Below are 9,812 nucleotides of genomic sequence, written 5' to 3'. Positions count from 1 at the left end.
GGGGTGGGGGACGATGTGGTGGCGGTTGGGGAGGTGGGGAGGACGGGGGTGGGTCGTGTGGCCGGGGCCGGGGACGTGCGGTGGCCGAGATTCCGACGCAGCGGTGCCGGGTTGGCGTGCATCGTGGTCCCCCGTCTTCCGTCTCCGCGCCGGGGCGGCGGCCGTCGGTCGGGACGGTGCCGTGGGCCGGCGAGTGTGCCGTACCCCCTCGTGGAGGAGGCTTTGTACACGTTCCACGATCGCGGCACGACCCCCGCCGCGTCACCGACGTCAGCACCCATCCCGCAGGTCATGCCCGCCGGGGTGGGCTGTACCAGCTAGCTGCAATGCGCCGGGTCACGACGGCTGGGAGGCTGGTGGTGTGCCCCTGCGCTGCATGATCGTCGATGACAACGATCACTTCCTGAAGGTCGCCGGCCGGGTCCTTGACCGGGGCGGGGTCACGGTGGTCGGTGTCTCGCGGGGCCCGGACGCGCTGCAACGGTTCGGCGAGCTCGAGCCGGACGTCGCCCTGGTGGACCTCGACCTCGGCGACGACGACGGCTTCGCGCTGGCGGAACGGCTGGTACGCAGCGTATGGCGCCGGCCCCCGTGCGTGATCCTCATCTCGGCCCGCCACTGCGGCGACGTGGCCGACCTGATCGACCAGAGCCCCGCCGCGGCCTTCATCGCCAAGTCCGACCTCAGCGCCGAGACGATCCTCGCCGTCGTCCGCGCCTCACCCTGCGGCCCCCCCGGCTAGGACGCCGCGAGGCCGTTCCGGCGGGTCTCCAGGAACGAGCGCCGGGACCGCCCCGGTCGTCGTCGGCGCCGCGGACCTCCAGCAAGGGCGCCGCGCGTTCAGCGGGAGTCCAGGAACGTCAGCACGGCCAGCACGCGGCGGTGGTCGTCGCCGGTCTCGGGCAGGCGCATTCGCATCATGATGCTGCGTACGTGCTTCTCGACGGTGCCCTCGGTGATCCACAGGCGGCGGGCGATGCCGGCGTTGGAGCGGCCCTCGGCCATCAGTGACAGCACCTCGCGCTCGCGCGTGGTGAGCTGGTCCAGGGGGTCGTCCCGGCGCCGTGCCGCCACCAGTTCACTCACCAGGCTCGGGTCCACCACCGCGCCGCCCTGCGCGACCCGCCGCAGGTTCTCCATGAACTCGGACACGTCCATGATCCGGCTCTTCAGCAGGTACCCCACCCGCGTGCCCGAACCGAGCAGCTCCATGGCCTCCTCGACCTCGACGTGCGCCGACAGCAGCATGATGCCGACGTCGGGGCAGCTCTCGTGGATCGCGCGGGCCGCGACGACCCCCTCCATCGCCTGCCCGGGCGGCATCCTGATGTCGATCACCGCGAGGTCGGGACGCTGCTCGCGGGCCAGCTCCACCAGGCGGGGCCCGTCCCCGGCCAGCCCGGCGATCTCGAATCCGGACCGCTCGAGCAGCCCCGCGAGGCCCTCGCGCAGCAACACGTCGTCGTCGGCCAGCACGACGCGCAGGCGGCGCGCCGTCCCCTCGTTCGCTGTGGTCGTCATCGTCCCTGGTCGCCTCGCTCCCTGCCCACCCGAACACGTCGCCGACCTGGGGGAACGCCCCGGCGGGGAGAGGCTGGGGGTGCGGGAGTATATTCGCGGAGTGTGCCTGGATGCAGCCGCTGCTCAAGCGGACCGCGCGGCCACCGGTCGCGGCGGGGATCGCGGCGGCCGTGCTCCTCATCGCGGCGGAAGCCGGGCTGGCACACCTGCTCGGGATGGTCGTGTCACCCGAGTCCCTGGGCGTAGTTTACCTGGTCAGCGTCCTTCTGGTCTCGACGGTGTGGGGCCTCGGCCTCGGTCTCGCCACCGCGGTGGCGAGCGCGCTGACGTTCGATCTCCTCACCGTGCCGCCGACGGGCCGGCTCGCCATGCATCAGGGCGAGGGGCTGATGACGCTGCTGGTCTTCCTCGGTGCCGCGCTGGTCACCGGGTCGATAACGTCGGTGTCCCGCGCCCTGGCCGCCGAGGCCGGGCAACGGCGGCGTGAGGCCGAGGCGGGCAGCCGCGCGGCCGAGGAGCGACGCCGTGAGGCCGACCTCGCGACCTCCCTGTCCCGCCTCCTGCTCGGCGCGAAAAGCCTGCCCGAGGCCGTCGCGGCGGCGGCGGCGCACCTGGAGCGGGCGCTCGGCGTCCCCGGCCTGACGCTGGTCGCCGGCGCCTGCGAGCCGGGTCCCGGCCGGGTGGCGCTGCCGCTGTGCCGGGGCACCGAGACGCTCGGCACGCTGACCGTGCCCGAGACCGCCGAGCCGGCGCTGCGCCACCTGGAGCGGGGCATCGCGCCGGTGCTGGTGTCGCTGCTCGGGGCGGCCCGCGACCGGGCCGAGATATCCGCGGAGCTGGCGGCCAGCCGGGACGACGTGCACCGCGTGGTGGCCGAGCAGGCCGCGCTGCGGCGGGTGGCGACGCTGGTGGCGTGCGGCGTCAGCTCCGAGGAGCTGTTCGGCGCGGTGGCGGCCGAGATGGGCCGCATCCTCGGCGTGGAGCACACCGCGATCATCCGGTACGACGACGACGGCATGTGCGTCGCGGTGGGCTCGTGGAGCGCACTGGGCCCGGAGCACGTGATCCCGACGGGCTGGCGCTACTCCCCGGACGCGCCGAACGCCGCCGGCATGGTGCTGCGCACCGGGCGGCGAGCCCGCATGACCGGTTTCGACGTCGCCCCGGGCGAGGTCGCCGCGTGGGCGCGGCGGCGGGGTGTCCGGTGCGCGATCGGCATCCCGATCAACACCGACGGCGGGCTGTGGGGCGCCGTGACCGCCCTGTCCACCGATCCCGAGCCCGCCCCGGGCATGGAGCGGCGCATGGAGGAGTTCACCGCGCTGGTCTCCACCGCCGTCTGCAACGCCCAGGCCAAGGCGCAGCTCGCCGCCTCACGGGCCCGCGCCGTGACGGCGGCGGACGACACCAGGCGCCGCATCGAGCGCGACCTGCACGACGGGGTGCAGCAGCGCCTGGTGACGCTCGGGCTGGAGCTGAACGGGGCGCGGGCGGAGGCGTCCGCCGTGCCCGGGCTCGGGGCCCGGCTGGACCGGGTGGCGGACGACCTGTCCGGCGTGGTGGCGGAGGTGCAGGAGCTGTCCCGGGGCCTGCACCCGGCGATCCTTTCCCGGGGCGGGCTGGTGCCGGCGGTGAAGATGCTCGCACGGCGTTCGGCGGTGCCGGTGGAGCTCGACCTGCGGGTGCCGGGGCGGCTGGACGAGCGGGTGGAGGTGGCCGTCTACTACGTCGTGTCGGAGGCGCTCACCAACATCGCCAAGCACGCCCGGGCCTCGGTGGCCGAGATCTCGCTGATCGTGCGGGACGGCACGCTGCGGCTGCAGGTACGCGACGACGGTGCCGGCGGCGCCGACCCCCGGGCGGGCTCGGGCCTCGCGGGCCTCGGCGACCGGGTCGAGGTGGCGGGCGGCACCCTGACCGTCCGCAGCGCCTACGGCCGCGGCACGTGCCTGGAGGTCGTCATCCCGGTGCTCACCGATCAGCGGGCCGCCACCGGCGTACCGGCCCGCTGACCCCGCGCGGCGGGTCGCCGGGGGGTGGGCGGCCCGCGTCCCGGTGCGGCCCGCGTCCCGGTGCGGTCCGCGGTGGGCCGGCCCGTGCGGTGGGCCGTCAGGGGAGCGGGTGGCCCCGCGTCCCGGTGTCGTCCGCGGTGGGGGGGACGGCGGGGGCCGGGTCCTGCGTGCGGGTGGCGCCGACGGAGGCGACGACGACGCAGGCGATGGCGGCCCATTGCCAGACGGTCAGGAACTCGTGCAGCACGATCAGCCCGACCAGCGCCGCGGCGGCGGGCTCCAGGCTCATCAGGATGCCGAACACCCGCTTCGGCATGCGGCGCAGGGCCTCCAGCTCCAGCGTGTACGGGATCACCGACGAGAGCAGCCCGACGCCCACGCCGATCAGCAGCACGTGCGGCTCCAGCAGGTCCGTCCCCGCGCCGGTGAGGCCGAACGGCGCGATCACCACCGTCGCCACGACCATGGCCGCGGTCAGCCCGCCGGTGCCCGGGATGCGGCTGCCCACGGTGGCCGACATGACGATGTACCCCGCCCAGAAGGCCCCGGCGAGCGCGGCGAACAGCAGTCCGAGCAGGCTCACCGAGCCGCCGCTCCACGGCGCGAGCAGCGCGATCCCCGCCCCGGCCAGCGCCACCCACAGCAGGTCCAGCCGCCTGCGCGAGGCGGCGACCGCGACGCCGAGCGGCCCGAGGAACTCCACGGTCACCGCGATGCCGATGGGGAGCCGCGCGAGCGCCTCGTAGAAGGCCAGGTTCATCAATCCGAGCGACAACCCGAACGCCGCGACCACGCCGATGTCACGCCGGGACAGGCCGCGCAGCCGGGGCCTGGCCAGCACCGCGAGGATGACCGCCCCGGTGGCGATGCGCAGGAACACCACGGCGCTCGGGGTGAACTGCCCGAACAACTGCTTGGCGAGCCCCGCGCCCACCTGCACCGACACGATGCCGAGCAGCACCAGTCCCGGCGCGGGCACGGCCGCGAGCGTGCGGGCGGCCACGCCGGGCCGTGCCCGGACACGGGGACGCGGCGTCGCGGACGGTGGGGACGCGGTCATGTGAGGCGCTCACGTTCTCCGCACGACGGCGTGCGGCTCGGGGGACGGACCTGTGTCGGGCGGCGGAGCCTGACAGGAGCCGGATGATATCCGGCGTACACCACCGAACCGGGCAGCCGGGTCACTCCCAGCGGAACGTCCGGGCGGCCAGGGCCAGGGAGACCGCGGCCCAGGCGAGCAGGACGAGCAGCGACCAGGACGGGAAGCCTGCGGTGCCGGAGAGTGCCGATCGCAGTCCGCCGGTGAGGGCGGTGATCGGCAGCAGTTCCACGACGGCGCGGAGGGCGTGCGGGAACGCGGTGATCGGGACGATCACGCCGCCGAGCCCGAGCAGCACCAGGTAGACCAGGTTGGCGGCGGCCAGCGTGGCCTCGGCGCGCAGGGTGCCCGCCATGAGCAGGCCGAGCCCGCTGAACGCCGCCGTGCCCGCGAGGATCAGCGCCGCCGCCCAGAGCGGGTTGCCCCCGGGCCGCCACCCGAGCGCCAGCGCCACCCCGGCCAGCACCGCGACCTGCAGCGCCTCCACGGCGAGCACGGCGAGCGTCTTGGCCAGCAGCAGCCCCGAGCGGGACAGGGGGGTGGCGCCGAGGCGCTTCAGCACCCCGTACCGGCGCTCGAAGCCGGTGGCGATGGCCTGCCCGGTGAACGCCGTGGACATGATCGCCAGGGCGAGCACCCCGGGCGCGACGAAGTCGACCCGCCGCCCCGGCAGCTCGAGCAGCGGCACGGCCGAGAACCCCGCCAGCACCAGCACCGGGATGATCAGCGTGAGCAGCAGTTGCTCACCGTTCCGCAGCACGGCCCGCAGCTCGGCCCCCGCCTGCGCCAGCACCATGCGCGGCAACGGCGCCGCCCCCGGTCGCGGCGTGAAGTCGAGCGCGGCCGTCACAGCGGCCCCCTTCCGGTCGTGTGAGGTGAGGACGGGACGGCGGAGGACCCCGTCCTGGCGAGAAGGCGGCGGCGCGCCGGCGCGGCCCGGGCGAGAAGGCGGCGGCTTGGGGAGGGCGGGACGGCGGCGGGGCTAACGGAGTTCACGGCCGGTCAGCTCCAGGAAGACGTCCTCCAGGGTGCGGCGTTCGACGCTGAGGTCGTCGGCGGTGACACCCTCGGCCGCGCACCAGGCGGTCACGGTGCCGAGGAGCTCGGGGCCCACGTGACCCTCGATGACGTAGTGGCCGCTCGGCGACTCCTTGGCGGCGCTGCCCACCGGGAGGGCCGCCAGCAGCTCGTCCAGGTCGAGGCCGGGGCGGGCGCGGAAACGGAGCTGGCGTTCCGCGCCGGTCAGGATGTGCGGGCTTCCCTGGGCGACCACCGTGCCGCGGTCGATGATGACCACGTGGTCGGCGAGACGCTCGGCCTCGTCCATGTGGTGGGTGGTCAGGACGGTGGAGACCCCGCGGGCGCGCAGCTCGCCGATCAGGTCCCAGCAGGCGTGCCTGGCCTGCGGGTCCAGGCCCGCGGTGGGCTCGTCGAGGAACACCAGCTCCGGCCGGCCGATGACCGCCGCGGCCAGGGACAGGCGCTGCTGCTGCCCGCCCGACAGGCGGCGGTAGGGCGTGCGGGCGTGCTCGGCGAGGCCCAGCAGGGACAGCAGCGCCATGGGGTCCAGGGGGTGGGCGTGGAAGCGGGCGACCGTGCGCAGCCACTCCCCGGCCCGCGCCGCGGGCGGCACGCCGCCCGACTGGAGCATCACCCCGACCCGGGGCCGCAGCCGCGCCGCGTCGCGGACGGGGTCGAGGCCGAGCACGCGGACGGTGCCGCCGTCGGCCTTCCTGAACCCCTCGCAGATCTCGACCGTGGAGGTCTTGCCGGCGCCGTTCGGCCCGAGGATCGCGGTGACCTCCCCGCGCCCGGCGCTCAAGGTCAGGCCGTCGACCGCGACGACCCGGCCGTACCGCTTGACCAGACCGGTGAGCGCGACGGCTGGGGACTCCATGGTGACGAGTCTAGGGACCGCCCGGCGCGGTCCCACCTCCAGCCCGGGCGCCGATCCCCGCCCGCCGGTAAAGGTTGCGCGTGCCCCTGGCCAAGCGCCGGAGGCGCTCCCGCGGCCCGGCGCCGCCGCGTGCCACTGTGGGCCTGCCTCGCGGCGGCCCGCGATCGGAACGGGGAGGTCCGGCATGCCCACGCGAACCGGTTACCGGCCAGGTCTGCCCTGCTACGCCGACCTGTCCAGCCCCGACGTCGCGGCGTCGGCCGCGTTCTACGCCGCGATGTTCGGCTGGCGCGCCGAGCGCGACCACGACCCCGACGCCGGCGGCTACACCCGCTTCACGCTGCGGGGCGTGCCGGTGGCCGGCGCGGGCCCGACCTTCGCCGCGGACCGCCCGTCCACCTGGAACACCTACTTCGCCGCCGAAGACGCCGAGTGCGCGGCCCTGCGGGTCAAGGAGGCCGGCGGCCAGGTGGTGACCGGCCCGGCCCAGGTGGCCGACGAGGGGACCATGGCGGTCTTCCAGGACCCCGAGGGCGCCGCCTTCCTGGTGTGGCAGGCGGGACGCTGCCACGGCGCCAGGCTGGTGGACGAGCCCGCGTCACCGTGCGGCTTCGAGCTGTGGACCCGCGACCCGGTGGGCGCCATGGCGTTCTACCCCGAGGTGTTCGGCTGGGAGACCCGCGGCGGCCAGGACGGCGAGCCCGGCGCCGTGTGGCTGGCCGACGGGCGGCGGGCGGCGGGCCTGCGTCCCATGGAGGACGGCGTGCCGCCGGAGGTCCCGGCCCACTGGCTGGTCCACTTCGGGGTGGCCGACTGCGACGACGCCGCGGACCTGGGCGTACGCTGTGGTGGCCGCGTGCTGCGCGAGCCGCGCGACCTGCCCTCCGGCCGGCGCGCCGTGCTCGCCGACCCCTTCGGCGCCCGTTTCGCCGTCCTGGCCGCGGCCCGGGCCCGCTGAGCCCGGGGGGCACCACCCCCTACCTGCGGGTTAGGTAAGGCTTACCTGCGTGACAGACCTCATGCCCTGGGTGACGGCCGCCGGTTGTCGTGCGGGAAGGAATTAGGGCACACTGATGTTGTGAAAAACGTGGCTGGCATGGCGAACGCCGACGGGACCGAGCGCGGTACACGCGCCCGGGTCGCTCGGCTGATCCTGGAACACGGCCCGATCAACGCCGCCGCGCTGGGTGAGCGGCTCGGGCTCACACCGGCGGCCGTGCGCCGTCACCTGGACACATTGCTCGCCGAAGGCATGATAGAGCCCCGCGCCGCACGCCCACGCGGCCAGCGGGGCCGCGGACGGCCCGCGAAGCTGTTCGTGATCACCGACCGCGGCCGCGGCGCCTTCGTGCACGCCTACGACGGTCTCGCGGGCGGCGCCCTGCGCTTCCTGGCCGAGCGCGCCGGAGAGAACGCCGTCGCCGACTTCGCCCGCGCCCAGATGAGCGGCCTGGTCGGCCGGCTGGCGCCCGCCCTGCGGGACGTGCCGGCCGACGAGCGGGTGCGCGTGCTGGCCGAGGCCCTGACCGCCGACGGGTACGCCGCGTCGTCGTCGGAAGCCAAGTCCGGCGGCGAGCAGCTTTGCCAGCACCACTGCCCCGTGGCACATGTGGCGGCGGAGTTCCCGCAGCTGTGCGAGGCAGAGACCGAGGCGTTCGGGCGGCTCCTCGGCACCCCCGTGCAACGGCTCGCGACCATCGCGCACGGCGACGGGGTCTGCACGACCCACGTCAGCCCGCCCGCGCTGTCCGCGCAGCGGAACGTCCAGCGGCAGACCCGCCGCGACCCCACCGTGGCCACGCCGGGCGACCCCGGCGTGACCGTAGCCACTTCGCAGAACGCGATCGAGACGAGCAAGGAGACCGGAAGGTGACTGTCACCGACCGCCCGGAGCTTGAGGGCCTCGGGAAGTACAGGTTCGGCTGGGCCGACGCCGACGACGCCGGTGCCTCGGCGCGGCGCGGACTGTCCGAAGACGTGGTCCGCAACATCTCCGCGCTGAAGAACGAGCCGGAATGGATGCTCGACCTGCGGCTGAAGGGCCTGCGGCTGTTCGGCAAGAAGCCGATGCCGTCGTGGGGTTCCGACCTGAGCGGAATCGACTTCGACAACATCAAGTACTTCGTCCGCTCCACCGAGAAGCAGGCCGCTTCCTGGGACGAGCTGCCGGCGGACATCAAGAACACCTACGACAAACTGGGCATCCCCGAGGCCGAGAAGCAGCGCCTCATCGCGGGTGTGGCCGCGCAGTACGAGTCCGAGGTCGTGTACCACAAGATCCGTGAGGACCTCGAGGAGAAGGGCGTGATCTTCCTCGACACCGACACCGGTCTCAAGGAGCACCCCGAGATCTTCAAGGAGTACTTCGGCTCGGTGATCCCGGTGGGCGACAACAAGTTCGCCTCGCTGAACACCGCGGTGTGGTCGGGCGGATCGTTCATCTACGTGCCGCCGAACGTCAACGTCGAGATCCCGCTCCAGGCCTACTTCCGGATCAACACCGAGAACATGGGCCAGTTCGAGCGCACGCTGATCATCGTCGACGAGGGCTCCTACGTCCACTACGTCGAGGGCTGCACGGCGCCGATCTACTCCTCCGACTCGCTGCACAGCGCGGTCGTCGAGATCATCGTGAAGAAGAACGCCCGCTGCCGGTACACGACCATCCAGAACTGGTCGAACAACGTCTACAACCTGGTCACCAAGCGCGCCGTGGCGTACGAGGGCGCGACCATGGAGTGGATCGACGGCAACATCGGCTCCAAGGTCACCATGAAGTACCCGGCCGTCTACCTCATGGGCGAGCACGCCAAGGGCGAGACGCTGAGCGTCGCGTTCGCCGGCGAGGGCCAGCACCAGGACGCCGGCGCCAAGATGGTGCACCTCGCGCCGAGGACCTCCTCGACGATCGTCTCCAAGTCGGTCGCCAGGGGCGGCGGGCGCACGTCCTACCGCGGCCTCGTGCAGATCGAGGAGGGCGCGGCGGGCTCGGCGTCCACCGTCAAGTGCGACGCGCTGCTCATCGACCAGATCAGCCGCTCGGACACCTACCCCTACGTCGACGTCCGCGAGGACGACGTCTCCATGGGCCACGAGGCCACGGTCTCCAAGGTGTCGGACGACCAGTTGTTCTACCTGATGAGCCGCGGTCTCAACGAGGACGAGGCCATGGCCATGATCGTGCGCGGGTTCGTCGAGCCCATCGCGCGTGAGCTGCCCATGGAGTACGCCCTGGAGCTCAACCGGCTGATCGAGCTGCAGATGGAAGGGGCGGTGGGCTGAC

At 73.8% G+C, this 9,812-nt stretch carries 9 protein-coding genes; 5 read left to right on the top strand and 4 right to left on the bottom strand.

What is annotated here, in order from left to right:
- Positions 1-376: 376 nt before the first annotated feature.
- The gene (locus ABGB17_RS36455) at positions 377-742 is read left to right on the top strand and encodes a response regulator (protein WP_347638481.1); all 366 of its coding nucleotides are present in this window, start codon (positions 377-379) and stop codon (positions 740-742) included.
- Positions 743-840: 98 nt separating this feature from the next.
- Here ABGB17_RS36455 and ABGB17_RS36450 read toward each other — a convergent pair whose 3' ends face one another.
- Positions 841-1,521 carry a response regulator transcription factor gene (locus tag ABGB17_RS36450; RefSeq protein WP_347638479.1) on the bottom strand — a complete coding sequence of 227 codons (681 nt, stop codon included), beginning with the start codon at positions 1,519-1,521 and terminating at the stop codon, positions 841-843.
- Between the two features lie 110 nt (positions 1,522-1,631).
- On the opposite strand from ABGB17_RS36450, the gene ABGB17_RS36445 reads away from it, so the two are divergent.
- Positions 1,632-3,533 (top strand): DUF4118 domain-containing protein, encoded by a 1,902-nt coding sequence (locus ABGB17_RS36445; RefSeq protein ID WP_347638477.1) that lies wholly within the window; start codon positions 1,632-1,634, stop codon positions 3,531-3,533.
- A gap of 97 nt (positions 3,534-3,630) precedes the next feature.
- On the opposite strand, the gene ABGB17_RS36440 is transcribed toward ABGB17_RS36445, so the two are convergent.
- The 3 genes from ABGB17_RS36440 to ABGB17_RS36430 all read right to left on the bottom strand — a co-directional run bounded on the left by ABGB17_RS36440 (position 3,631) and on the right by ABGB17_RS36430 (position 6,529).
- On the bottom strand, positions 3,631-4,593 hold the full coding sequence (locus ABGB17_RS36440) for an EamA family transporter (protein WP_347638476.1): 963 nt from the start codon (positions 4,591-4,593) through the stop codon (positions 3,631-3,633).
- 121 nt (positions 4,594-4,714) lie between these two features.
- Positions 4,715-5,428 carry an ABC transporter permease gene (locus tag ABGB17_RS36435; RefSeq protein WP_347638493.1) on the bottom strand — a complete coding sequence of 238 codons (714 nt, stop codon included), beginning with the start codon at positions 5,426-5,428 and terminating at the stop codon, positions 4,715-4,717.
- Between the two features lie 186 nt (positions 5,429-5,614).
- The gene (locus ABGB17_RS36430) at positions 5,615-6,529 is read right to left on the bottom strand and encodes an ABC transporter ATP-binding protein (protein WP_347638474.1); all 915 of its coding nucleotides are present in this window, start codon (positions 6,527-6,529) and stop codon (positions 5,615-5,617) included.
- 184 nt (positions 6,530-6,713) lie between these two features.
- Between ABGB17_RS36430 and ABGB17_RS36425 the strand changes: the two genes are divergently transcribed.
- The 3 genes from ABGB17_RS36425 to sufB all read left to right on the top strand — a co-directional run bounded on the left by ABGB17_RS36425 (position 6,714) and on the right by sufB (position 9,811).
- Positions 6,714-7,487: a VOC family protein gene (locus tag ABGB17_RS36425; RefSeq protein ID WP_347638472.1), complete on the top strand. Its 774-nt coding sequence runs from the start codon at positions 6,714-6,716 to the stop codon at positions 7,485-7,487.
- A gap of 138 nt (positions 7,488-7,625) precedes the next feature.
- Entirely contained in the window at positions 7,626-8,402 is a 777-nt protein-coding gene (locus ABGB17_RS36420; RefSeq protein ID WP_347638470.1) for a winged helix-turn-helix transcriptional regulator, read from the top strand.
- Positions 8,399-9,811 (top strand): Fe-S cluster assembly protein SufB, encoded by a 1,413-nt coding sequence (sufB, locus tag ABGB17_RS36415; protein ID WP_347638468.1) that lies wholly within the window; start codon positions 8,399-8,401, stop codon positions 9,809-9,811. Before ABGB17_RS36420 ends, sufB begins: the two co-directional genes overlap by 4 nt.
- The last annotated feature ends 1 nt before the right edge of the window (position 9,812 follow it).

Origin of the sequence: Sphaerisporangium sp. B11E5 (assembly GCF_039871875.1) — a bacterium.
In the GTDB taxonomy this organism is placed as follows: domain Bacteria; phylum Actinomycetota; class Actinomycetes; order Streptosporangiales; family Streptosporangiaceae; genus Sphaerisporangium.
The sequence above is the reverse complement of the archived record's forward strand: the minus strand, read 5'-3'. Positions and strand labels throughout refer to the sequence as shown.